Origin of the sequence: Nonomuraea sp. NPDC050310 (genome assembly GCF_040655795.1) — a bacterium.
Taxonomy (GTDB): Bacteria; Actinomycetota; Actinomycetes; order Streptosporangiales; family Streptosporangiaceae; genus Nonomuraea.
In genome coordinates this window covers 53389-77662 of record NZ_JBFAKP010000001.1, presented here as the reverse complement: position 1 = coordinate 77662, position 24274 = coordinate 53389, and the positions used below count along the sequence as shown (strand labels likewise).

Annotated in this window: 13 protein-coding genes; 8 read left to right on the top strand and 5 right to left on the bottom strand. The window is 66.0% G+C overall.

Annotated features, from left to right (window positions below; translation table 11 throughout):
- Positions 1-4: 4 nt before the first annotated feature.
- From AB0I67_RS00365 to AB0I67_RS00350, 4 genes are all read left to right on the top strand, one after another.
- The gene (locus AB0I67_RS00365; protein WP_357915206.1) at positions 5-4909 is read left to right on the top strand and encodes a DNA methyltransferase; all 4905 of its coding nucleotides are present in this window, start codon (positions 5-7) and stop codon (positions 4907-4909) included.
- Positions 4906-11508: a DEAD/DEAH box helicase gene (locus AB0I67_RS00360; protein ID WP_357915203.1), complete on the top strand. Its 6603-nt coding sequence runs from the start codon at positions 4906-4908 to the stop codon at positions 11506-11508. Before AB0I67_RS00365 ends, AB0I67_RS00360 begins: the two co-directional genes overlap by 4 nt.
- On the top strand, positions 11501-13660 hold the full coding sequence (locus AB0I67_RS00355; protein ID WP_357915200.1) for a UvrD-helicase domain-containing protein: 2160 nt from the start codon (positions 11501-11503) through the stop codon (positions 13658-13660). The genes AB0I67_RS00360 and AB0I67_RS00355 overlap by 8 nt, the downstream gene beginning before the upstream one ends.
- 1211 nt (positions 13661-14871) lie before the next feature.
- Positions 14872-15462, top strand: a complete 591-nt coding sequence (locus AB0I67_RS00350) for an HAD family hydrolase (protein ID WP_357915197.1) — start codon at positions 14872-14874, stop codon at positions 15460-15462.
- Between the two features lie 23 nt (positions 15463-15485).
- Here AB0I67_RS00350 and AB0I67_RS00345 read toward each other — a convergent pair whose 3' ends face one another.
- Positions 15486-16082, bottom strand: a complete 597-nt coding sequence (locus tag AB0I67_RS00345; protein WP_357918311.1) for a TetR family transcriptional regulator — start codon at positions 16080-16082, stop codon at positions 15486-15488.
- A 120-nt stretch (positions 16083-16202) separates the two neighbouring features.
- Between AB0I67_RS00345 and AB0I67_RS00340 the strand changes: the two genes are divergently transcribed.
- Positions 16203-17099, top strand: coding sequence for a zinc-binding dehydrogenase (locus AB0I67_RS00340; protein ID WP_357915194.1), 897 nt, complete (start codon positions 16203-16205; stop codon positions 17097-17099).
- Positions 17100-17253: 154 nt separating this feature from the next.
- Here AB0I67_RS00340 and AB0I67_RS00335 read toward each other — a convergent pair whose 3' ends face one another.
- Positions 17254-18015: an alpha/beta hydrolase gene (locus AB0I67_RS00335; protein WP_357915191.1), complete on the bottom strand. Its 762-nt coding sequence runs from the start codon at positions 18013-18015 to the stop codon at positions 17254-17256.
- A 61-nt stretch (positions 18016-18076) separates the two neighbouring features.
- Here AB0I67_RS00335 and AB0I67_RS00330 point away from each other — a divergent pair, with 61 nt between their 5' ends.
- Entirely contained in the window at positions 18077-18616 is a 540-nt protein-coding gene (locus tag AB0I67_RS00330; RefSeq protein WP_357915188.1) for a PadR family transcriptional regulator, read from the top strand.
- A 16-nt stretch (positions 18617-18632) separates the two neighbouring features.
- Here AB0I67_RS00330 and AB0I67_RS00325 read toward each other — a convergent pair whose 3' ends face one another.
- Positions 18633-19106, bottom strand: coding sequence for a DUF6010 family protein (locus AB0I67_RS00325; protein ID WP_357915185.1), 474 nt, complete (start codon positions 19104-19106; stop codon positions 18633-18635).
- Positions 19107-19353: 247 nt separating this feature from the next.
- Here AB0I67_RS00325 and AB0I67_RS00320 point away from each other — a divergent pair, with 247 nt between their 5' ends.
- Both AB0I67_RS00320 and AB0I67_RS00315 read left to right on the top strand, forming a co-directional pair.
- Positions 19354-20325 carry a helix-turn-helix domain-containing protein gene (locus tag AB0I67_RS00320; protein ID WP_357915182.1) on the top strand — a complete coding sequence of 324 codons (972 nt, stop codon included), beginning with the start codon at positions 19354-19356 and terminating at the stop codon, positions 20323-20325.
- 336 nt (positions 20326-20661) lie between these two features.
- Complete coding sequence (locus tag AB0I67_RS00315) at positions 20662-21426, top strand: class I SAM-dependent methyltransferase (RefSeq protein ID WP_357915179.1); 765 nt, start codon at positions 20662-20664, stop codon at positions 21424-21426.
- Positions 21427-21655: 229 nt separating this feature from the next.
- Here the strand turns inward: AB0I67_RS00315 and AB0I67_RS00310 are convergent, their stop codons facing one another.
- Together AB0I67_RS00310 and AB0I67_RS00305 are read right to left on the bottom strand one after the other, a co-directional pair.
- Positions 21656-22894 (bottom strand): acyltransferase, encoded by a 1239-nt coding sequence (locus AB0I67_RS00310; RefSeq protein WP_357915176.1) that lies wholly within the window; start codon positions 22892-22894, stop codon positions 21656-21658.
- 154 nt (positions 22895-23048) lie between these two features.
- Positions 23049-24149: an endonuclease NucS domain-containing protein gene (locus AB0I67_RS00305; protein ID WP_357915173.1), complete on the bottom strand. Its 1101-nt coding sequence runs from the start codon at positions 24147-24149 to the stop codon at positions 23049-23051.
- Positions 24150-24274: the final 125 nt, after the last annotated feature.

Sequence of the window (24274 nt, the reverse complement as noted above, 5' to 3'; positions counted from 1 at the left end):
CACCATGACGTTCAAGTCGATCGTCAACCAGGGCGAGTACATCTCCTCGCACTACCTGGCCGCCCTACTAAAGAACGACCTTGAGGGTCTCCGCAAGCGCTGGCGCCAAGCTGAGAAGACCGGGGCGGAGAATTCGGCTCCCGGCCCGTTCAGCTCGGCACAGGGCCTCAAGGGGTTCGGCAAGCGGTTCTTCGAGCGCCGTACCCAGATCACCGAACGGCTCGGAGAGAACCCAGGCATCGACGCGCTGCGCGACCCGTTGGTCACCGAACAGGTCCGAGAGCTGAATGACGAGATCCTCCGGGCCCTGTGCTTCGCCGCGCCGGACGGTGACCCTGAAGGCTGGCTACGCCGGGCGGACCTGGACCTCGTCTTCCTCGATCAGCCACGTCAGGTGCCAGTAGCACTAGCGGTGACCGGCCCGTCCGGGCTTGAACTCGTCGCGTTCGACGCCACCTGGGCCACCGACCCGGAGGGGATCCTCGACAAGGACGGCGGATGCCGCCTTCTCACCCCCATCCGGCTCGACGGCAGCGAGGAGATCGACCACGCGGGCAAGGCCGTCGAGTTCCTCTTCGGCTGCGAGGAAGCACCCCGCTACGTACTGCTGCTCGCAGGCAACGTCGTCCTTCTCGCCGACAGTAAGGCCTGGCCGGGTGGATACTTGGCGGTCGACCTGAGCCAGGCGCTGCACGCCCAGGACGACAGGCCGGGCGGGGAGCTGGAAACGGTTGCCGCGTTGTTCGGCGCGGAGTCCCTGATCACTTATGACGGGCAGAGCGTCCTCGCCGATCTGGTTGGCAATGGGCGCAAGCACGCGGTAAGCGTCTCCAAGGAACTGCGCGAAGCACTGCGCCATTCGGTAGAGCTGATCGCGCAGGAGATCCTCGACCGGGTCCGCGAGCAGGGAGCCGACCACGAGGACCTCGGCGACGACCTCGCCCGACGGCTCACCGAGCAGTCCTTGCGGTATCTCTACCGAATCCTCTTTCTGTTGTACGCCGAAGCCCGGCCTGAGCTCGGCATCCTGCCAAGCAAGAGCGAGGCGTACAAGGAGGGGTATGGCCTGGCGCGGCTCGGCGAGACCGTCAGCTACGACTTGCCTGAAGAGTCCGAGCACGGGCTCTACCTACACAACTCCCTGGCGCTGCTCTTCTCCCTCGTCGACCAGGGGTATGAGCCGCCCGCTACGACGGGGCTGGTCCTCGACGAGGATGGGAACGAGATCGCCCTCGGCCGCGAGGGCATCCGCTTCGAGGCGTTGAAGTCAACCCTGTTCGATCCTGGCAGCACACCGCTCATAGGGGAGCATATCCGGGTCGGCGAGAAGCTAGTGGACACTCGACTGCGGAACAAGTGCCTCTGGCGAGTGCTCAACATGCTCATGCTCAGCCCGGAGTCCCGGCGGGGTAGGAAGAACGGCCAACGCGGATTCATCTCCTACGCTCAGCTCGGTATCAACCAGCTCGGCGCCGTCTACGAAGGGCTGATGTCCTACACGGGGTTCTTCGCTCCTGAGGATGTGAACGAGGTCGCCCAGACGGTGAAAGCCGCGGGCCGCGCCGGAGGCGGAGAGGAGAAGGAGAGGCCCGACCCGTCGAAGGGCACCTGGATCGTCCCGACCCGGGAGTCGAGCCGGTACGCCAAGTACATCGTCAAGCGCCCTGACCCGATCACCGGTGAACCAAAACCGATCGTCCATGAGAAGGGCTCGTTCGTCTATCGGCTCTCCGGCCGCGAGCGGCAGCGATCGGCCTCTTACTACACACCCGAAGTCCTCACCGAGTGCACCGTGCGGCACGCCCTAGAGGAACTGCTCACCGAGACAACCGATCCGCGGCACATCCTCGACATCACCATCTGCGAGCCGGCGCTGGGCTCAGGAGCGTTCCTCAACGAGGCCATCAACCAGCTGGCCGACCGCTATATGCGGCTTGCGCAGGAAAGAAAGGGCGTCAAGCTGCTGCCCGAGGAGTTGGAGCGGGAGAAGCAGAGGGTCAAGGCCTATATCGCGCTACACAACTGCTACGGGGTCGACCTTAACGCCACCGCCGTCGAGCTCGCCGAGGTCTCAATCTGGCTCAACGTCATGCACCACGGTCTCGAAGCGCCCTGGTTCGGCCTGCATCTGCGGCGGGGCAACTCGCTGATCGGCGCTCGTCGGGCCGTTTACCACGTCGACCAGCTCAAGAGCGGCGTCTGGCGAACGACTCCGCCACTCGATCGGGCTCTCACCTGCGACCTGACCAACGAGGACGACCCCAACGAGGTGATCGACCGACTCGCCGAAAGCGAGGTCCACCACTTCCTGCTGCCGGCCGAGGGCTGGGGCGCGGTCGTCGACGCGAACCAGGCTAAGGAACTCGCCCCGGACGAGCGGGCGGAGGTGATGGAGTGGCGGAGGAAGATCCGGTGCTCCATCGGCGACGCGGCGGCGCTGAGACGGCTGACCGCGCTGGCCCAGCGAGTGGAGAGGCTCTGGGAGCTGACCCGCAAGCGCATCGCTGCCTCGGAGGACGAGATCCGGCGGCGGATCCCCATCTGGGGGCTCGGACCCGAGGACTGTGCGCTACCCGCACCGGCCTCCGGCACGGTAACCCGCGACGAAGTCGTGAGAGCGCTGTACGAGGACTGGGAGTCACCGTACAACCGGCTGAAGACCGTGATGGACGCCTGGTGCGCCCTCTGGTTCTGGCCAGTCGGCCAGGACCTCGACGTCGCGCCGCCGACGCTCGGCCAGTGGCTCGACTTCTGCGAGGCCGTCCTCGGCATCCAGCCCGAGAAGGCGAAGTCGCGCGGGAAGAAGGGCAATGCGCACATCGACGACGTCTACGGGCTGTTCACTCCGGCCCCCGGGTTCGCCTCGCGAGCGGAGGAGGACGCTCAGGACCGGTTCATCGCCCGATGCAAGCCCATCGCGGAGATCGCCGTTGACGAACGGTTCGCATGGTGGGCGGTTCTGAACGAGATAGCCAAGCGGGAGGGCTTCTTTCACTGGGAGCTCGAATTCGCCCAGGTCTTCGCCAAGGGCGGCTTCCACCTCCAAGTGGGTAATCCCCCATGGAGAAGGCCGGAGTGGACCGAATCTCAGTTCCTGGCGGAATATGAACCGCATGCCTCTCTAGAAATGTCTAAAGGTTCGTCAGATTTTATCTCGCTGCGAAGGCTGTTGCTCGCAACCCCGAATATCAGAAGAGAATTCTTGATGGACCTGGGAGGCAATGAGGCGATCAGAAGGTTCATTAATGATAGGTGCTTGTGGCCAGATCTAGAAGAAGATCAGGCCAATTTGTATCTCTCCTTTATTGAGCTGACGAGGCGAAATTCTCTACAGCCGGGAATCGTTGCACTTATTCACCAAGATGGCCACATAGAGGGAGTTTCCGGGTCAACCTATAGAGATCTATGCTACAGGCGACTGCGGAGGCACTTTGCTTTCGTTAACCAGGCATATCTGTTTGAAGACCTTGGGAATACGGAAGAATTCTCAATCAATGTTTACGGGACTCCGAGGGCTGTCAGTTTTGTGCATGTCTCGGGAATTCATTTAGCACAGACGCTGGATGGATCTTTCAGTGGCGACGAAGGCGGGGAGCTTCCCGGGGTTAAACTCCTCAATGGGAACTGGGATCGCAGACCTCACCCTGAGCGACGGGTTACCGTGGACGGCCACGTCCTCTCCGTCTGGAGCAGATTTCTAGGTTTGGATTGGCAGAAAACGAGTCCCGGGCTGTTGCGCCCTATATCAACCTTCGATGCGAGAATGATTGAGGAGATTACCTCTCATTCCAGGCGATGTGGAGATCTTGGCCTTTCGGCCAGCAGCGGATTCACTGAGACCTCCGCCAAGACCAAGGGGTACATTAGAAAGCGGACTCATCGTCCAAGATCTTTGAGGAAAGTCGTATTTCAGTCTCCATTCATTGGAATCGCTAACCCTTTCGCAAAGGAGCCAGGGGCGCTCGGAAAGAATCACCGAGACTATTTCAAAGTCGACATGAGTAGAATCGAGGAATATTTCACGCCTCGAACCAACTTCGAATTACTGGATCCTACCGCAGCGCGCAAAAGCCACGCAGCCGAGGGGCGGCCTGACATGTGGTGCGCATGGCGTGTTTTGATACGAGAATTCGTTGACGTAAATATGGAAAGAACCCTTTCTCCCGCACTCCTGCCTCCGCATGTGAGCCATGTTCACATGTGTCGTTCTCTTGCAGCATCAACTGATGAAGACAGCGTTCTCCTTGCTGGCCTACTCTCGTCGATGCCCTACGACTTTATGCTTCGAGTGTCCGGTGTCGAGCATATTACTAAAGCTGAAATTGACAGGCTTCCCTTGCCTGTCGACTTAAGGCTAACTCGTCCACTGAAGCTTAGGGTGATGCGTCTCAACTGCCTCACCGTCGACTATTCCCCACTGTGGGAATCGTTATTCGATCCTGCATGGACCAAGGATTCTTGGACACAGGAAGATCCATTTGGTGTTGGGCTCGGAGATGTTAGCGACTCCTGGGCTGGAGATACCCCTCTTCGAGTCGATTTCCATCGTCGATTGGCGTGCCTGGAGATTGACGTTATTGTCTCAATGATGCTCCGTCTTAAGATAGAAGATCTATGCACGATGTATCGGACTCAATTTGGGCTCATGAGGCGGTACGAGCAGGGTCTTCTTTTCGGTGGCGATGGTCATGCGGTAGCGGCTGAAGCTGCCCCTAGCGGGGCGGCGCAGACCGCAGCGGAGGGAGAAGTGGCAAAGAAGTGGAGGGCCTTCAAGCTTGGGGAGTCCGAATCGCCCGTGATTCCAAACGGGTGGGTCATGCCTGACAGGGAGAAGGAGATGACTCGTGCCTACAAGGAGTTCCAGCGCCGTCTGGAGGCGGGCGAGTATCCCGAGGTGACCGGGCCATGATCCCCTCACTCGCGGTCGAGGACCTCATGAAGAGCCTCATCCAGTACCTCACGACCTCATTCGCGCTCGCCGACGACGATGTCCGCACTGAGCTGGAACGCTTCCTCAATGACGAGAAGAACGGTGTGTTCCGTGGGCCGTACTTGAGGGTTAGAGCTGGCTTCAGGCCCGCCGCGGGCGCCTATGAAAAGGCTCTCGACTGGTACCCGGAAAATTTCGCGCCGTTCCGGCACCAGGAGCTGGCATGGATGCGGCTCTCTTCCAAGGGGCAGGTGCCTAGGCCGACGATCGTAACGACCGGGACCGGGTCCGGTAAGACCGAGTCGTTCCTTATCCCTATCATCGACCACTGCGTTCGCATGCACGACCGGAAGGGCGTCAAGGCCCTGCTGCTTTACCCGATGAACGCGCTTGCCGACGACCAAGCCCGCCGGATCAACGACCTGCTCAGCCGCGACGCCCGACTCGCCGAGGTGACCGCCGGGATCTACATCGGCGGCCGCCCCGGCGGACGAGACAAGCAGGGCGGGAACGACTCCGGTGACGAGAACCCCGGTGAGTTTGCCCGGGACTACGGCTCGTCGAACCTTACCGACCATGAGTCGGTCCGGTTGCTGCGCGACCGGGAGGAGATCCGGGCCAACCCACCGGACATCCTGCTCACGAACTACAAGATGCTGGACCTGCTCCTGCAGCGGGTTCCGGATCTTGTCCTGTGGCGGAACCGCACTCTGCAGTACGTGGTGCTTGACGAATTCCACACCTACGACGGCGCCCAGGGAACCGACGTGGCGATGCTGCTGCGCCGCCTGGGCGCGGCGACCGGGATGAACGAACCGGGCCGGCCCCTGGGTCGGATCACGCCGGTGGCCACCTCCGCGACGCTCGCCAGTGACCACGCGGCGGACGTCGGTTTCGCCGAGCAGGCGGCCGAGAGTGACCAGGACAAGCTGCTGAGGTTCGCGACAAGCGTGTTCGGGACGCCGTTCGTCGAGGACTCGCTGATCGGCGAGGAGCGGCTCACCCCGGCGGAATTCTGCCCCGACATCGACTTCGAGCTCCCGTTCCCCACCCCGGACGAACTGGCGAGAATCTCCGACCCGCTCGGCAGCGAACGCGACCTCGACGAGATCGCCATGCTGACGGTCGGAGTCGGCACCGGCGACCCGGTGGAACTGGGGAACAAGCTCCGCAGCCACATCCTGGTGAAGGCGCTTTTAGAGTCGGCGTCCGACGCCCCGATGACCATTGAACAGATAGCCAAGCCGTTTGCGGTGCACGGCGGCGGACCGGCGTGGGCGGCACGGCGTGACGGCACACCCAAGCCATCCTTCGGCCCTGCGCTGTTGCGGCTCCTCGCCCTGGTCTCCAAGGCGCAGAAGTCTGACGGCTCGCCGCTGCTGAAGGTCGAGGCTCAGATCTGGGTTCGCGAGATCACCCGAGTGATCCGCGCGGCGACCCCTGAGCCCCATTTCCGCTGGTTCGACGATGACGGCCCGACCGGTGACAGCAAACCCAACCGGTTGAACCTCGCGGTCTACCGGTCGCGCGAGCGCGACGCCGCAGCCGAAGACAGCGACGCCGACACCGACATTGAGGCTCTTCCCCCCGCTCCACTCCGCTGCCATCTCCCGGCCGTGTACTGCCGCAACTGCGGGAGGTCCGGATGGGCGGCGCTCTCTAAGGACGCGGCCATGGACTGGCAGGAGCTCAAGACCCGGCCGCTGGAGATCTACCGGGCGGCGGCTCGGCGCGAGGGCAAGGTGCGGTGGATGCTCCGCGCCTCCACCCACGAGCCGCACATCCTCCACCTCGACGCCGAGGGCCGTCGATTAGAACGCAACCCGAACAGCCGGACTGTGCCGGTCATCACCGAGGAGGGACCGATCAAGAAGGGCGGCGACACGTGCCCATCCTGCGGCCTCGACGACGGGATGCGCTTTTTGGGCGCCGGCACGGCGACACTCGCATCGGTGACGACCACGCAGCTCTTCTCCGAACGACACCTGGGAGGACAGGAACGCAAACTCCTGGCTTTCACCGACTCGGTGCAGGACGCCACCCACCGAGCCGGGTTCATCGCGCACCGGTCATTCTCGTTCACCTTCCGCGGACTGCTGACGGCCGCCCTTTCGGCCTCGGGGACGACGGCCGTACACGCGCTGGCGCTGGACGCGGCCGAGTCCGTGGTGAAGGAGCACGCGAACGTCGGCATGACCGAACGGCTCGCCTCGCTGATCCCGCCGGACCTGCGGCGGCTGCCCGAGATGTTCCGGTTGCTGGAGGGCGAGCCGGTGCAGGCGGCGATGGACATGCTCCAGGATCGGCTTATCTTCGCCACCCAGTTGGAGTTTGGTCTGCGCTCACGGCTCGGCCGCACGCTGGAGTTGACCCGTACGGCGGCAGCCCAAGTCGAAATTCCAGACCTAGACGCGCTGGGCGCGCTGCTGCGAGAGGCGCACGGCCATATCCCGGGAAAGGTAACGCTGCAGGACGATCCGGAGGCCTATGTCATTTACGCGCGTGGTCTGCTGGAACGGCTCCGAATTAGGGGCGGGCTCTACCATCCATGGCTGCGCAGGTACATCGAGCAGTCCGGGACGCGGCGCTGGCCAATCTGGGGCGGCCGGGAGACCGGCATGCCCGCCTTTCCCGACGGGGTCGCCAGACCCCTCTTCTTCGTCGACGGAGGACATGGCGCTACCGGATTCGACACACTCGCTAAGCGGCAGACCGCCACCTGGCTGACCGACTGGGCGCAACGGACGGTCGCGGGCAGTGCCGAGGAGGCGGCCCAGCTGAACCGGCGGGCGCTGCGCATCCTCGCGTTGCAGGACATCGTCGACGAGTACCGAACCGAGAACGGCGGGACCGTGTACGCGCTCGCCCCTCGGCGGGTCCTGGTGTATCCACTAGTCGGCGCGGACGCTGACGAGGTAGTCGCCGAGTGCGGAGTGCGCTGCCGAACGTGCACCTGGCAGCAGACCATCCCCCCCGACGAACTGGACGCCTGGGTGGGCATGCCATGCCTGCGGTTTCACTGTGACGGTCGATTCGAAGCCGACCCACGACCCGAGGCGCGTGACGACTTCTATCGCCGGCTATACCACCGCGACCGTCCGGGCAACGTATTCACCGCAGAGCACACCGGGGCGCTGTCGCGGCGGGACCGTGAGCGGGTCGAGAAGGCGTTCAAGGACCGGCCCCACCCGTACGACCCGAATGTGCTGGCCTGTACGCCCACGCTGGAGTTGGGCATCGACATCGGCGATCTGTCGGCGGTGCTGCTCACTTCCGTGCCGCCCGGCCCGGCGCAGTACGCCCAGCGGATTGGCCGCGCCGGCCGTGCCACCGGCAACGCGCTGGTGACCACATTCGTGCCGCGCGACGCGCGCAACCATTACTATCTGCACCGGCCGACGGCGATGCTGGCCGGGCGGATCGTCCCTCCGGCCTGCTACCTGGACGCCGTCGAGATCCTGCAGCGGCACTACTTCGCCTACCTCTTCGACCGTGCCGCCGACGGCTCGCTGTGGCAAGGCACCTCAATGCCCTCCCGGCCGCGGCCCCGATGGATCGGTGAGCTGTTCCAAGCCGGCCTAGACGACGCGGACGGGTGGCTACGCCGCCTGCTGGAGGTGTCGGTCGCCCGGCACGAGGAACTGTCCACCGCCTTCATCGCGCTCTTCCCCGAGATGGACGCGGTGTTCCTTCGCCGGTTCCCGGACAAGACCGCCGACGACGGGCCCGCACAACAGGCGGTGCGCCGTTTCGCCGCCGGGGGCATTCACACCGAGGTCGGCAAGGCCGTCCAGGCGTGGCGGCGGCGCCGTGAAGAACTGCAGCAGCGCCTGGCCGCCATCAATAAGGCCTTCGACGCCATCCCGATGCACACCACCGAGCGCGACAGGCAGGAGGACAGGCGGGCCCTCTTTGCCGAACTGCGCGCGGTACGCCGGCGTCTGGACGACCTGGTGAAAGAGAACTCCCTCAACGCTCTCGTGCGGCTGGGCCTACTGCCCAACTACACACTGCACGACGACGCAGGCTGGCTGGAGGCGTCGCTGTGGTGGCGGGATGCCGACGGCGAGTACCAGGAGGAGAAGGCCGAGTACGGCCGGGCGCCCAGATACGCGCTGACGGAGTTCGCGCCCGGCAACACCTTCTACGCGGCCGGATCCAAGTACATCGTGGACGTACTGGACATCGGGACCGCGAGGCACGAGGCTTACACGGCGTGGAGGTTCTGCCGCGGCTGCGGATACGTGCAGCCCGACGCGGAGCAGGCCCCAATCGACCGGTGCCCGCGCTGCGGTGATGGCGGGATCTCCGATCCGGCGGCCTCCGGACTGAAAGTCCTGCGCCCGGAGCGGACCTACGCCCGCGAGCGGCGGGAGGACGCCCGTGTCACCGACGAGCGCGATGAACGCGAACGGCAACATTATGAGGAGTTCACACTCGTCGACATCGACCCGGCGCAGCCACAGGGACTACGAGCATGGAAGACAGGCCGGTTCTTCGGCGTCGAGTTCGCCCGGGAGGCGGTGATCCGGCGGATCAACTTCGGCCCTCGTGGGGTGGCCGGCGCAGACTTCGCCGTCGCAGGTGAGCAGGTCACCACCCCCGGGTTCCTCGCCTGCCCCCACTGTGGCGCCGTGCAGGGCGTCCACCCCGCCGCGTACGACCGGGAGGCGAAGCGGATCGGCACCCGGCACTCCCGCTGGTGCCCACAGCGGGACAAGGGAGTGCTCAAGGAGCGGACCATCAGGCTCATGACTGGGTATGAGCTGCGGACGCAGGCGCTCCGGGTACTCCTGCCGTTCTCCACGACACTGGTGCCCAGACGACTGGTGTCCTTCAGAGCCGCACTGCTGCTCGGTGTCACCAAGCACTTCGGCGGAGAACCGGACCACCTCGACGTGGTTGTGGCGACCATGCCGGGTGAGGACCGGGACGTGCCGCGCCGGTTCCTGGTGCTGCACGACATCATGCCCGGCGGCACCGGTTACGTGGAGCACCTGGCCGACGAGGACACGATGCACCGGGTACTGTCCCTCTCCCTGGCGCACATGCGCGCCTGCCCGTGCGGCAAGGAGGACCGGCAGCCCTGCCACCGGTGCCTGCTCCCGTTCGTCCGGCCCGACGAGTACGAACTGGTCTCCAAGGATACGGCGATCGAGCTCCTGTCTGATCTCGTCGAAGGGTGGGACGTCGAGCCGGTTGACACGCTGGCTGACATCTCGCTCGATGCGCTGGCAGACAGCGAGCTGGAGCGGTTGTTCGTCGAGACCCTGCGGATCAAGGCGGACAAGGCGCAGGAGGACAAGGCCGAGCGGGACCGGTTCTCTCTTGTCCCCCGGGCAGGGTCACGCGGCGTCGAGTTCGAGCTGAAACTCAAACCGCGGCACGGTGAGGCGGTCCGCTGGCGAATGCGTGACCACGTCGTCGAACACGCTGCGGTGCGCAGCGAGCCCGACTATGTGTTCGAGACCGAGAATGGACCGAAGGTGGCGGTCTTCCTTGACGGGTTCGATTACCACGCGAGCCGGAAGAACAACGAAATCGCCGTCGACGCGGCGAAGAGGTCGTCTCTCCGAGACGGAGGGACCTGGGTCTGGCAACTCACCTGGGATGACGTCAAGGCCTGGGCGAAGGCCGTCGACGAGGGGGTCCATGTCCGCGCGGAGCGGCCAGTGCTCCTGACAAGCCAGGGGCTCGACAACGCCCTCGCGCAGTATCAGAAGCTGGGCCAGAAAGACGAGTCCTCCTCAGGCCAGCTGGACGACGCCCTGCTCAATCCCGTGGAATCGCTCCTGGCCTTCTTGGAGAACCCAGAACCGGAGCAGTGGGCGAACCGCGCGGTCGCGCTGCTGAGTGGGCTGATCGGGAGCGGAAAGGTCACCCTGTCGTCCAGGAACGAGATCGGAGCACACCTTCCCGACTTGGTCTCCGGGCAGAAGAACGCACCTGGGGCCTCGGGCACGGATGACGTCGTTGTACTGGAAGCCGCGACTCCCACAGGCTGCCGCATCATCGGCTTCCGCGACGACAGACCCGGCTCCTCGGGCAGAAGGGACCCGCGGGCATGGTCGGTGTTCACCTGCCTGGACGATCAACCGGAGGCGCTCGGTGAGCACGACCATCGCGCCCGCTGGGCCGAATGGCTTGCCTGGTCCAACCTGCTCCAGTTCCTCACAGGCCCGCGCCGCTACTTCGAGCAGACCGCGCTATCCCAGACCGGGATGCTCGACTGGCACCGGGTGCCGCTGCTCTCCGCGGTCGTGGCAGAGGACGATGCTCAGGAACTACCACCGGCCTGGGCCGATGTGGCGGAGCTTGCCTCGTCGGTACTGGAAGGCATGCTCCGTGCTCTCGCCCATGCACAGGCGCCCCTGCCGCAGGTGGGGTACGAGCTTGGTGATGAGGCATTCCTGGCCGAGCTCGCCTGGCCCGACAGGCGCATCGCCGTCATGGTGGACGTTGATCCAGAAAGAAACGAAGCTTACGGCCTTGCGGGGTGGCGGGTCCACCACGTGGAGCCCGATCGTGTCCCTGACCCTGCCAATCTCATCGAAGAACTGAGGAGCCTCGGTGGCTAAGGCCAATGTCCTGTTCGCGGACAGTTTTGAGAAGGCATACCAGGGTCTGGACGCGACGATCCAGCGGAGAGTCATCGACTTCATGCTGAAGCTCCGAAAGGACCCCGATGGCAACGGCCTGAACCTCAAACAACCGCAGGGCGCGCTGAGCAAGGAGATCTGGACGGCTCGGGTCAACGACAACTTCCGAGCCGTGTTGTTCCGCCCTACCGCCGACACGTTCTACTTGGTGACGATCAGACCCCATGACGACGCGTACACCTACGCAGCCCGCATCGTCTGGGACATCAACAAGGTCACCGGTGGCGTCGACTTTTGGGACCACGGAGCCATCCGGGAGATTCTGGTCCGCAGTGGCGACACCGACCCCGGAATCGCGACCACGGGTTACTTCGACGCGATCTCAGATGCGGACTTCGGGAAGCTCGGCGTCAATGCCTCGCTCGTCCCAGTGCTCCGTGAGATCCGCAGCGAGGACGCGCTACTCGGCATCACCGAGACCATTCCCAAACTCGCCGCGCAGGTGGTGCTGGCGCTCGCCGACGGCCACACCGTCGACCAGGTCTGGGAGGACATCGTCGCGGGATCGAAAGCCGAGGACGAGATCGATCCGGAGGACTACAGCGCCGCCGCGGAACGGCCCGCGACCCGCGAGACATTCGCCGTCGTCACCGATGACACCGAAGAACTGGAGCGGATGCTACTCAAGCCGATGTCGGAGTGGCGGGTCTACCTCCACCCCGAACAGAGGAAGATCGCCTACCGGGCGAAGCCTTACAACGGCCCAGTCAAGGTCACAGGTGGCCCTGGCACAGGAAAAACCGTCGTCGCGCTGCACAGGGTCAAAACGCTGGCCGATCGGATCCCGGCCGGCACGGGGAAGAAGATCCTGCTGACGACCTACACGAACGCCCTCTCCGAACTGCTCGGGCGGCTTCTCGACGACCTCGGAGGGCCGGAGCTGACCAGCAAGGTCGAGGTGCTCAACATCGACAAGGTCGTACGCGATGTGCTGCGTCGGGACTCGGAATCCCAGTGGGCGGGGGTTGAAGTCCTCGGTGACGCCGCCATCGCCGTCCGGTGGGACGACGTCGTGGCCACCTCCGGTCAGACGACCTTCGACCGGCTCTTCCTCATCGGCGAGTGGGAACAGGTCATTCTCGCGCAGAACATCCGCACCCGTGACGAGTACTTTGCGGCGCGCCGATCCGGACGCGGACGGCGGCTCACTCGTGCTGAGCGTCTCCAGGTGTGGAAGCTCGTGCAGGAGTTCGAGCGCCGTCTGGACCGGGACAAGGCCATCGGGTTTAAACAGGCCGCGGTCAAGGCCAGCGATGTCGCCGCAACCTGGAGCGACACGGACCGGCCGTACCGGCATGTCGTCATCGACGAAGCCCAGGACCTGCACTCCGCACATTGGAAGCTGCTCCGTGCCCTCGTCCCCACCGGCCCCGACGACATGTTCCTCGTCGGTGACACGTTCCAGCGGATCTACGACAACCGGGTGACACTCGGCAAGCTCGGCATCGACGTCCGCGGCGGTCGTTCGAAACGGCTCACACTGAATTACCGCACCACCCGGCAGATTCTCGCCGATGCGCTCAGGCTTTCCGGAGACGAGCTTCCCGATGATCTCGACGAGGGTTCGGCGACCCTGAAGGGGTATCGATCGGTGCTGCACGGCGGGAAACCGGATATCAAGGGATACCTGTCCACGGCCGCCGAACTGGCCGCGCTGGGCGAGAGGGTCCGTTCCTGGCATAACCGTGGGATCCCACTTGAGGAGATCGCGGTCTTCGCCCGGACAGGTGCGATGGCATCGGCTGCGGCCGATGCGCTCAACGCCGCTGGAATCACCGCCATGCTCGTGAGGTCCGGACAGAAGCCGGCCTCGGCCCCAGGCGTCCAGACCATGACCATGCATCGCGCCAAAGGGCTGGAGTTCCGTGCTGTGGCCATTATCGGCGCCGATGCTGCGCATGTCCCACTTGGTATCGCGGTCACAGCAGAGACGGTCGACCATCTCGACCACAGGCGTGATCTGCAGAGGGAGCGGTCGCTGCTGTTCGTCGCTGCCACTCGCGCTCGAGAAGCGCTCTCCATCACCTGGGCGGGTCAGCCGAGTCCATTTCTTGAAGGGCTGCTTGCATAAACAACGGCTGAGGAGAAGGCCCATCCCTCTGGGCCAGTCTCAAGTGAGACAAACAGGGACCAGCCGACCAGGATGTTCGCCGACAACAGCCCCCGGCACGGTAGTGTCCCGCCGAGTGGTGGATCAACGATCTCGTCGTGCATTGCCCACCTGGGCAAACAGCGCTGAGCGGGTGAGAAACTACACCGCTCTGCGGGACGTCACCCAGCCCCCCGATCCTGGAACCGGCCCCATTTTCCTGCCCTCCTCGGCAACAGCACCCACCGCCGTCCACGAGGAGCAGGTCAACGTGGTGCGCCCGCAGCGAAGCGAGGACGTACAACGTTGACGCGCGAGGAGTGACGGCCATCCTCAGCCGACGAGACAGGGCCAGGAACTCCGGCAAGAGGTTGACTCAGGGAACTGCCGCGGCCCTCCTTTGTCTTTGTCGGGCCTTGCACCGGAATACCGGCTCGCCCCCCGATTTCATCCACGCCGGTGATCCCATGCTGGCGGCTCATCCAGCTTGGCAGCCATGGCCGTGGGGCCGCGCGGCTGGTCCAGAGTGCCCGCATCCGATCTCGCGTTCCACCGGCGCCACCATCTGCTCGCTCTCCAGCACTATGTGGACGGCCTCAGCCTTGAACTCGGGCGAGAACTGGCTGCGACGCCTTGTCACGTACCGACCTCTTCCACGCTTCTGTCAGCCGCCGCTCTCCTAAAGCGGGTGTCTCTAGTGCTGCCGCGCCGCTTCCGGTGCTCTGGCCTTGATGGCCCTGCGCTCCGGGTCGGCTTGCCATCGATCAACGTTGTACCGCTCTGCCATGAATCCCGTTCAGCGTGGACCTCTAGAGGCGAACGGTCTGCTCCGTGGCTGTTCTGTGGGAGGTCGCAAAGCAGCCGAAGAAGGCGGAAGACGCTGAAAGGCATACGCGCTGATCAGAGGGCTGATCAGGAAGAATCGCCAGGTGAGCGAATCCCGAATCGGAGATCATGCAGATCTTCGAGGGGACCAATCAGATCCAGCGGCTGGTGATCTCACGTCACCTCTAGCTCCGGGCCTGCCCGTTCCACGGGTGTTTGTGATCATGGATGTGTGCAGCGACTCGCGCTCCTCGACCTCGACAACACACTCCTGGCCCTCGACGCGGCGTTCTTGCTGTGGGCCGAGGAGTTCTCGACCGCACGCGGATTAGGGCCGGATGCCACGGCCCTCCTGATCGCCCTCGACCGTGACAGCCCCACCCGCACCGGGAAGCCTTCTTCGTCCAGGTCCGGGAACGGTTCGGCCTGTCGGCTTCCGTCTCGGACCTGTGGGCCGAGTACCGCCGGCTGCGTACGGTCGGCTGGAAGGTGGCGATCGTCACCAACGGGCCTGCGGACAACCAACTCGGCAAGATCCGCCAGACCGGCCTGATCGACGCGGTCGACGTGGTCGACGGCTACGCCGATCCGGCCTGGAAGGCGTCCGCAAACCAGACCCCCGCCTCTTCGAGCTCGCCGCCCAGCGCTGCGGCGGCGGCTGGATGGTCGGCGACGACCTCACCGCGGACATCCAGGGAGCGGCGGCGGCCGGGTTGCGGACGATCTGGGTGGACCACGGTTCGAGCGTGGGCGATGCGTGTTGGCGAGCTCGGAGGCAGCCGTTCCAGCTCGCTATCTCTCCGTCACACTGTGTGAAGGTCTCGTATTGTCCATCCTGCCCGACTGCCGCCTACGTGCAGATGCGCATGAGACCTTTGACAATGGACGATTACGAAGCGTCATCAGAGGTGGCTCGCCAGCGGGTACAGGGAAGTCCACGGCGCTGCTCCTGCGAGTGAGCACGTCTGGGTACAGGCTGAGCTCATGCCTTCAGGCTGAGGGCGGCGTTCATGGTTGAGCAGGTCCGGCGCAAGAGCGTGGGCAGTTCGCCCGGGGTGCAGGCAGGCAGCCATTCGTCCAGAGCGCAGCGCCAGGCGGCCACGAAGAACTCGATGAGGAGCCGCAGTTCGAGACGGTTCTGTCCGTCAACGAGGCCGGCGATCTTGGCTTGGACTTCGGCGCAGTACCGCAGCGTGTAGCCGTCGAGTGCAGGTGAGTCGGCGATCAGCCGGAGGGTGAGGGGGAAGCGCCGGTACCAGTCCTCGTCCATGCGCTCCAGAGCGGTCAGCATGGCGGCGAGGAAGACGTCGGCCAGAGGCCCGGACTTCTGGATGCCGTCCAGGACTTCCAGGTAGGTGTCCCAGAGCTGCTTGACGGCGGTGAGTGCGACGTCCTCCTTGGAGCGGAAGGTGCGGAAGAAGGTCCGCCGGGACACCTCCACCTGCTCCAGCAGCGCATCCAGCGGGGTGTTGTCGAAGCCGTGTTCGCCGAAGAGCGTCAGGGCGGTGTCGATCAGTGCCTGGCGAGTACGCAGCTTTTTGCGTTCACGCAGGGTGGCGGGCTGTTCAACGATCGTCATCACCACAACTGTACCAAATCACGCATATGCTCTAATGGAGCAAACGCCACACTGTGGCACTTTATCGAAGGGTAGCTTCCTGTGCGTGCACTCGTCGTGGATCACACCTCACCTGGACACTTGTCGCTGACGGACGTCCCTGCCCCGCAGCCCGCCGCCCACGAGGCGCTCGTGCGGGTCGAGGCGGTCTCGCTGAACTTCGGCGAGGTTCATGCGGCCACCCGTCCAGAGCTGCCGGACGGCACCGTGCTCGGATGGGACGCGGCCGGCGTGGTCGTCCAGGCGGCCGCCGACGGCTCGGGTCCGGCCGAGGGAGAGAGGGTTGTCACTCTCGGAGGGGAGGCCGGCTGGGCCGAGTTGCGTGCCGTACCCGCCGCCCTGCTGGGCACCGCGCCAAGGGACGCCGATCCCGGCGCGTTGAGCACCGTTCCCGTGGCCGGGCTGAGCGCCTTGCACGTGCTACGCCGGATGGGGCCGTTGCTCGGTCGCCGTGTGATGGTCATCGGCGCTTCCGGCGGCGTCGGCCGCTACGCCGTCCAGTTGGCCGCCCGCGCCGGCGCTGACGTCGTGGCCATCAGCCGGAGCCCCGCCCAGGCGGACGAGCTGCGTGCCTTGGGCGCCCGCGAAGTCCACCCTGAGCCGGCCGCCGTGCGGCAGCCCGTGTCGGCCGTCCTCGACAACGTGGGCGGGCAGTTCCTCGTCGACGCCTTCGCCTCACTGTCGGCCGGCGGCACCCTTTTCAGCGTTGGCCGCTCCTCCGAGGCCGACGCGGTGCTGTCACCGGAGGCCCTGCTGGGCACCGAAGGACGGCACGACCGGTCGATCCGCACCTTCTTCCTCTTCGGCGACCCCGCCACCGACTTTTCCGCGGACCTGACCTGGCTGGCCGGGGAGATCGCCGCAGGCCGCCTCGACCCGGGCATCAGCTGGCGCGGCCCCTGGACTCGCCACTCCGAGCCGGTCGAGCTCCTGCTCGACCGTCGCCTCCACGGCAAGGCGGTCCTCGATCTCAAGTAGCCGGCTGGTGCCACGCCGTCCGGCCGCTCAGTCGCGGCGCCGGGCTCCTGCCGTACGCGGTGGTCGGTGCGCCGAGCTCGCGCACCACCGCTGCGGCGGTCGCGCCGGCGTGCTCCTCCGGCGCGGCCACCGCCGCACTGTTGTTCTGCGGCTGCTAGACAGTGATCTTCGCTCTCGTGAGCAGGCCGCTCACCTCGCGGGCGAACGCCTGCACGTTGTCGATCATGATGTTGTGGCCGGTGTCCGGGATCGCGATCAGCCGTACCCCGGAGGCTGTCAGCTCATCCGCCCCGGTGAGGTCGCCGCTCGCGGCCGGGTACAGGTAGGCGCGCGGGATCGGCAGCTTCCGCAGCCGTTCCCGCACGTCAGCCCGCACGAGATGCATCGCGCTCCGGTGCAGCGCCTCCCGTCCGGCAAGCCTCATGGTGGCTGCCCAGTGCGGGCCGACGCGGGTCAACGTCTCGTCCCAGCCGTGCCGTACGAACTCGTCCTCGGTGTAGCTGGCGATGGTCGGCTGCGGCGTCGGCTTGATCGGGTCCAGGTTGGCGTCCACCAGCACCAGGTCGGCCACCAGTTCGGGGTGCCGCTCGGCCAGGTGCACGGCGATCGTCCCGCCCATGCTGTGCGCGACCACTTGCGCGGCCCGCACGTCCGCCGCCCGCAAGGCGGTCGCCAGCGCGTCCGCGTGCTCCTCCATGCTGTAGCCGAACGTCGTCGGCCGGTCGCTGGTCCCGAACCCTAGCAGATCGACGAACAGGCTCCGGTGTCCGGCCAGCTCCGGCCTGCTCGCGGCTTCCAGGAAGTACGGCGCCGCCGCCGCGCCCAGCCCGTGCACATAGACCCGGATCGGCTCGCGACCGTCCACCTCGGCCCAGCGGATCCGGCTCCCGTCCGGCAGCACCTGCGCACTCCTCATAACCATCTCCTCCGATATACCTCGCCTTCGAGGTATTAAGTCGTCGATGTATCGTAGCGGCATGATTGAGCTGTCGATCCTCGGGTTCCTCTACGACGAGCCGCTCCACGGGTACGAGCTGCGCAAACGCGTCGCCGCCCTGACCGGCCACGTCCGGCCCATCGCCGACGGCACTCTCTACCCGGCGATCAAACGCCTGGAGCGCGACGGCCTGCTCGAACGCGACCTGCAGCCCGGCGCTCAGGCCGCGCCCAGACACGTCCTCACCCTCACCGACGCCGGACGCGCCGAGCTGCAGCGACGGCTGGCCGAACCGGACGAGCCGTTCATCACCGACGAGAACCGCTGGTTCACGATGCTGGCGTTCCTGCGCCACCTCGACGAACCTGCGCTCCAGGCGCGAGTGCTGCAGCGCCGACTGACCTTCCTCACCGAACCGGCCAGCTTCTTCTGGGACGGCGACCGGCCCTTGCGCGCCGCCGACTTCGACGACCCGTTCCGCAAGGGACTGTTCACGATCGCCACCGCGACCAGCAGGACCGAGATCGGCTGGCTACGGGAAACCCTGGCTGCGCTGGCACCGCGAGATCGTGAAGCGTAAGCGGGGGTCAGGAGGGCTACCTGACAGGGGTCGGTCCGGCGGGCGTGGGCTCCGTACCGGAGGTGGCGGTGTCGGAGGTGGGTGAGGTCGAGGGTTTGCGGGAGAAGCGGGCGCGGAGCCAGCCGATGACGGAGGGGCCGCCCGCGAAGCACCACAGCGCGATCACCGGGTCGCAGATGGCGCAGCCGAACGAGGAGTGCTCGGCGAAGGGGAGGATCGGGGCGCCCTTGAGGTGATGGATGACGTCCCACACGGTGTGCAGCAGCCAGCCGACGCCGATCCAGGCATAGCTGGTCAGCCCTCGGTAGGCGACGTACGTCATGACGATCGGCAGCACGAACTCCGCGTAACCGAGGCCCCCGCCGCTGAGGTAGGCGGCGCCCGCGCCGGCCACGATCACGGCGTTGACCGTGCGCCGGTGCGGCTCGGGGATCAGGGAGATGAGGGTGACGGCGATCAGGCCGATCAGGATCGGCATGAAGATGGACATGAGATGCGGCGTACCGTTCTGCGAAAAGTGAAGGAGAAGGAGAGGGGGGCGGCGCCAGATTAGGGCGGCTGCCTCCAGCGCCCCATGGGCTGAATCGACAATTTCCTCCGGGTTCCCGCCACCGGTCTTCTTCTGCGCGTCGGCTCTCACCTTGCTTCGTCCGGCCGCCATGGCTCGGGCGAGGGGTCCCAGGTCGTCGTCTTGTTAACTCCGGCGTACTGCTTCAGGCGCCGCTACGGTGTCCGTTATGCACACGATCGTCGTCCTGGCCCAGGATCACGTGGTGCCGGCCGACCTGGCCACGCCGGTCGAGGTGTTCGGACGGGCCACCCTCGCCGACGGGCGCCGGCCGTACCGGGTCCGAGTGTGCGCGCGGACGCCGCAGGTGCGCAGCGAGGCGTTCACGATCGTCGCCCCGCACGGGCTGGAGGCGTTGCGCGAGGCCGACACCGTCATCGTGCCCGGCCTCTCGGAACCGGCCGCTCCACCCGACCCGGAGGTGCTCGCGGCCCTGCGCGCGGCGGCGGCCGGCGGCACCAGGATCGCCTCCATCTGCGTGGGCGCCTTCACCCTCGCCGCGGCCGGCCTGCTGGACGGGCTGCGCGCCACCACTCACTGGACGGCGGCGCGGCGGCTGGCCGAGGCGTATCCGTTGATCGACGTACGGCCGGACGTGCTGTACGTCGACAACGGCCAGATCCTCACCTCGGCCGGGGCGGCGGCGGGGCTGGACCTGTGCCTGCACCTCATCCGCCGCGACTTCGGCTCGGCCGTGGCCGCCGACTCCGCCCGGCTGTCGGTGGTGCCGCTGGAACGGGAGGGCGGGCAGGCGCAGTTCATCACGCACGCCCTGCCGCCGGTGCCGCGGGGGTCGCTGCTGGAGCCGGTGCTGGTGTGGATCGAGGAGCACCTCGCGCAGGAGATCACGCTGGCGGAGCTGGCGGCGCGTAGTGGACTGGGCGAGCGTACGTTCAGCCGGCGCTTCCGTGAGCAGACCGGCACCACGCCGCTGCAGTGGTTGCTGCGGGCCCGGGTGCGCCGGGCGCAGTTCCTGCTGGAGAGCACTGATCACGGCGTGGAACGGGTCGCGGCGCAGTCCGGGTTCGGCTCGGCCACCGCCTTTCGCGAGCGGTTCAAGCGTGTCGTCGGGGTCACGCCGCAGTCTTACCGGGCCGCTTTCAGGTCCGGTGGTCCTCGTGCGGGCGGGGTCCGGAACTGAGGGAGCGGGGCGGGGCTCTGGCGAGGTGGCGCGGAAGGCAGGTTGCGACGAGGGCCGGGGGGCGATAGGGCGGGATCGGGGGTTGGGGGTCGGCTAGGGCAGGTGCGCAGGTTTGGGTCTGACCAGGGGAAAGAGCCGATTCATCCAGGCGTGCGGTGGTTGGGATCTCGCGGCATCCTTGGGCCTTTCCGCGGAGGGGCTGCGCTTTCAGGTCGGTGAAGGTCAGCTCGCGCGTGACCAGGCAAGTGAGGGAGGGTGGAGCTGAGACACCGCCCGCAGAGGGCACGTGGCGGCCTCAGGCCGTACACCTGTGGCGTCTGTGGCTCATGAGCCAGAATGGCCTGCATGTCTGCTACGCCCGAGAAGCACATAGAGACCGCAGCTTCGTCGCGAGTCAACGACTACGACCGCATCGCCGAGGGGTACACGGCGGAGAACGAGACCAGTCTCGTCAACGCCTACTACGAGCGGCCCGCGATGCTGGAGCTCGCCGGGGATGTGGCCGGGAGGCGCATTCTTGATGCGGGGTGCGGGTCAGGGCCGTTGTTCGCTGCCCTGCGCGATCGGGGGGCCATCGTGAGCGGGGTCGACGCGAGCGCCGGGATGTTGGAGATGGCCCGGCGGCGGCTCGGTGACGACGCGGATCTGCGGGTCGTGGATCTGGCTGGGCCGCTGCCGTTTGAGGACGGGGCGTTCGACGATGTCGTCGCGTCGCTGGTGCTGCACTATCTGGAGGACTGGGGGCCGACGCTGGCGGAGATGCGGCGGGTGTTGCGGCCTGGGGGGAGGTTGCTGGTTTCGGTCGATCATCCTTATATGAGCACGCTCATGCAGCACATGGCTGGGGAGAAGCCCACGTACTTCGCGATTCGGAATCGGGTCGAGGAATGGACGATGGGTGGGCAGACGGCGCGGATGAGCTTCTGGGATCGGCCGTTGCATGCGATGACCGATGCCTTCGCGGCGGCCGGGTTTCGGATCTGCGTCATCAGTGAGCCGCCGTTTGTGCCGGAGGCTCGGGAGCTGTTTCCTGAGGAGTTGCGGGAGATCACCGGGGCGCGGTTTCTGAGCTTTTTGTTCTTTGTTCTTGAAGTCGGCTGATCCTGCCGGGCTGCGGTTCTCCTCGGTACGGCGGTATGGGGCCGCCGGCCAGGCGGCCTCGCTCGAGGTGCGGGCTCTGGGGCGTCTGTACGAGGCACTCCACGTCACCTGCGTGGCCAGGGTGTCCGGGGCGGCTGCCAACCAGTTGGCTCTGTCTACGGCAGGTGGCCGGATGTATGGGGACACGGCCGAGGAGGAGGTGGTAGCCCGCGTGAAGGGTGGCGCTCTCCTAGAGGTACGGCTCGGTTTCGTTCATGGCTTCTCTGGGCCGGGCGGCCAGGCGCTTGCCTAGCTGTTGGGCGGGGAGTTCCACCCAGCGCCAGGTCAGCGCGCACAGGCCGAGCAGCGCCGCACATACCGCGACCAGCAGCGTCAGGCGCACAGCCAGCGGTACGGCAAGCGGGTCCGGGAGGAAGAACTCGACGCTCTCCAGCAGTAGCGGGTGCAGCAGGTAGATGGAGTAGGACACCAGGCCCAGCCACGCCAGCCAGGACGGCATCGTACGGCGGCGCAGCGCCATTCCGGCGGCGAAGGTCAGCCAGGCCGCCGCCATCGCCACCTCTACACCCAGGTCGTCGCGGGACAGCCACAGGCCCGCTATCGGGACCAGCGCCACCCATGCGAGGTGTCGGCGGCTTAGCTGGCCGGACTCGACTCGGTACAGGGCGGTGCCGGCGAACATGGTGGCCAGGATGAACAGGCCCTGCCATGGGCCGGGGTAGCTCTGGTTGACCGCCAGGAGCAGGAGGATCGTGGCCGCGATGAGCACTGCGCCCAACTGCTGGATCCGCCTGGCGCCGGCCAGGACTGCGGTCAGGCCGACGGCGAGCACGGTGGTCACGACGAGCACGACGGTGAGCATGCGGCCTGCTCCGCCGGATGACAGGAGGGCGACCGGGAGCAGTCCGGCGCCCAGGGCGGCGGCTGCGGTGAACGTGAGGGCGGCTGCGGTGCTGCGGCGGTGCACGCCCAGGGTGAACATCGCGGTCAGGAGCAGGTAGAAGGCCATTTCGTAGGACAGGGTCCACAGCACGTTGGCCAGGTTGGGCGCGTACAGCAGGTTTTGGAGCATGCTCGCGTGGGCCAGGGCCAGCGCTACCGGGCGGCCGTCCCACCAGGTGTGCAGGCTGTCCCAGCCCGCTGCCGCCAGGAGCAGCATGCCGACGACGCATACGGAGAACAGGGGCCACAGGCGGAAGAAGCGCGAGATCCAGAAGGCTCGCAGGTCCCCGCGGCGCTCCAGGGATGCGGGCACGATGTAGCCGCTGACCAGGAAGAAGACCAGCACGCCGTACCAGCCGGGGTCGAAGGCCGCCTTGATCGGTGTGCGTGCTTCCGGCCAGAGCGGCTGGAGGGCGTGCTCGAAGACCACCACCATCGCGGCCAGCCCGCGCAGCGCGTCCAGCCAGGCCAGGCGCCGGGGGTGCGGCGGTGCCGGGTCTGCGGCGGTGGAGGGGGCAGACAGCATCCGGACATCGTAGTAAGGGCGCCAGCTACCGTTCTTCGGCCGGCAGAGGCTCCTTCCTGGCAAACCCGGTCTCTGCTGCGGTCGCGTCGCCGGCAGAGCGGCTGAAGCGACTATCTAGGCTTCGTGCAGTTCTTGGACGCCCTGTTGGGGCTGGCTAGCTGTCGAGCTTGAAGTACCGGGTGGCCTCGTCGATGCTGAAGCCGGAGCGGAGTCTGCAAGCTGAGTTCTGGTTGGCGAACATGCCCAGCTTCCACAGCGCCTGAGCGCGTGGCACCGTTGCTAGCCACTCCACCTGCACAACCCATTCGCGACGGTCTTGCCCGTCCTGGGGAGCGTCCGCGTGGACGTAGGTGCCCGCGAGGTCCAGTTCCGCCATCCGGCGGGTTACGCCTCCTGTGGTCAGGAAGACCTCGGGGTAAGGGCGCGCTTCGGCGGTGACAGTTCCGACTCCGACGTATCCCGACTGCGGGATGTGCACGAACACCCGGGCCCCGATCGGGAGGGTGCGCAGCGTCCTGGAGTAGAAGTCTCCGCCGCCGGCGGAAACGAAGCCGTAGCGGCGGGCATCCTCCCAGGAGCGTCCTGCTGGTTCCTCGCCGAAGGCGACGTACCAATCCTGGCCGTTCCAGGCCTCCTTCTTACTGCGGCCCGGGGAGCCGGCGGCCGGATTCGCGGCCTTGGCTTCGTCCATCAGCCAGGTCCGAGCCAGATAGGACCTGCCCTCGTCCTCGAAGTAGCGGAAGAACAGCACATTCACTGGAACCTGGTGTTCCGTCGCCAGATAGGTGACGATCCGCTCGGTGGCCGCGTCCAGTTCGCTGGCGACCACGGTCAAAGTGTGGCTCGTATTGAGTGACTCGGGAGGAGTCGCGCCGAACCATTCCGCGAAAGCTCGGTCGAACCCTTCTGCGCGCCCTTGTCGTCTCGCGTAGTCGTCATAGATGGCGCGGACCTCTTCGTTGGCGAGGTTTCGTACCCACGAGCCGTAGTCCAGTACCTGCGCAACGACGTCTCTAGAGGTTCGATCCCGTTTCAGCTCCAGGACGTGAAGGGTCCCTTCGGCGTCGATGCCGAGGAGGTCGATGAACTTGCCGTGCGCGGTGGAGACTTGCCGGCCGATCAGGAGCACGGCGAGCCCTAGCATGCTCGGGTCGGTCTCGAGGAGCTCCTCTAACCGGGATTCCAGGGGCATCATCGACGTGCCTAGCTTCGCTGGTTGGCCGTCGACTCGCCACAGTCCGATCTCCAACGGCATGGCACCCACCTCCGCATGCCCTTGTATGCGTCGACGACGGTCACAAGGACCATAACCCCGCTTCCAATGAGTCAGGGGCTGTGATTCCGCGTACGTGTCCGCGATGGCGGGGAATGTCCGCCAAT

Excerpts from the sequence above, each read along its gene's own strand:
- AB0I67_RS00325 (WP_357915185.1), bottom strand. The coding sequence starts at position 19,106 with ATGTCCATCTTCATGCCGATCCTGATCGGCCTGATCGCCGTCACCCTC.
- AB0I67_RS00320 (WP_357915182.1), top strand. The coding sequence starts at position 19,354 with ATGCACACGATCGTCGTCCTGGCCCAGGATCACGTGGTGCCGGCCGAC.
- AB0I67_RS00345 (WP_357918311.1), bottom strand. The coding sequence starts at position 16,082 with ATGACGATCGTTGAACAGCCCGCCACCCTGCGTGAACGCAAAAAGCTG.
- AB0I67_RS00335 (WP_357915191.1), bottom strand. The coding sequence starts at position 18,015 with ATGAGGAGTGCGCAGGTGCTGCCGGACGGGAGCCGGATCCGCTGGGCC.
- AB0I67_RS00360 (WP_357915203.1), top strand. The coding sequence starts at position 4,906 with ATGATCCCCTCACTCGCGGTCGAGGACCTCATGAAGAGCCTCATCCAG.
- AB0I67_RS00310 (WP_357915176.1), bottom strand. The coding sequence starts at position 22,894 with ATGCTGTCTGCCCCCTCCACCGCCGCAGACCCGGCACCGCCGCACCCC.
- AB0I67_RS00365 (WP_357915206.1), top strand. The coding sequence starts at position 5 with ATGACGTTCAAGTCGATCGTCAACCAGGGCGAGTACATCTCCTCGCAC.
- AB0I67_RS00305 (WP_357915173.1), bottom strand. The coding sequence starts at position 24,149 with ATGCCGTTGGAGATCGGACTGTGGCGAGTCGACGGCCAACCAGCGAAG.
- AB0I67_RS00315 (WP_357915179.1), top strand. The coding sequence starts at position 20,662 with ATGGCCTGCATGTCTGCTACGCCCGAGAAGCACATAGAGACCGCAGCT.
- AB0I67_RS00330 (WP_357915188.1), top strand. The coding sequence starts at position 18,077 with ATGATTGAGCTGTCGATCCTCGGGTTCCTCTACGACGAGCCGCTCCAC.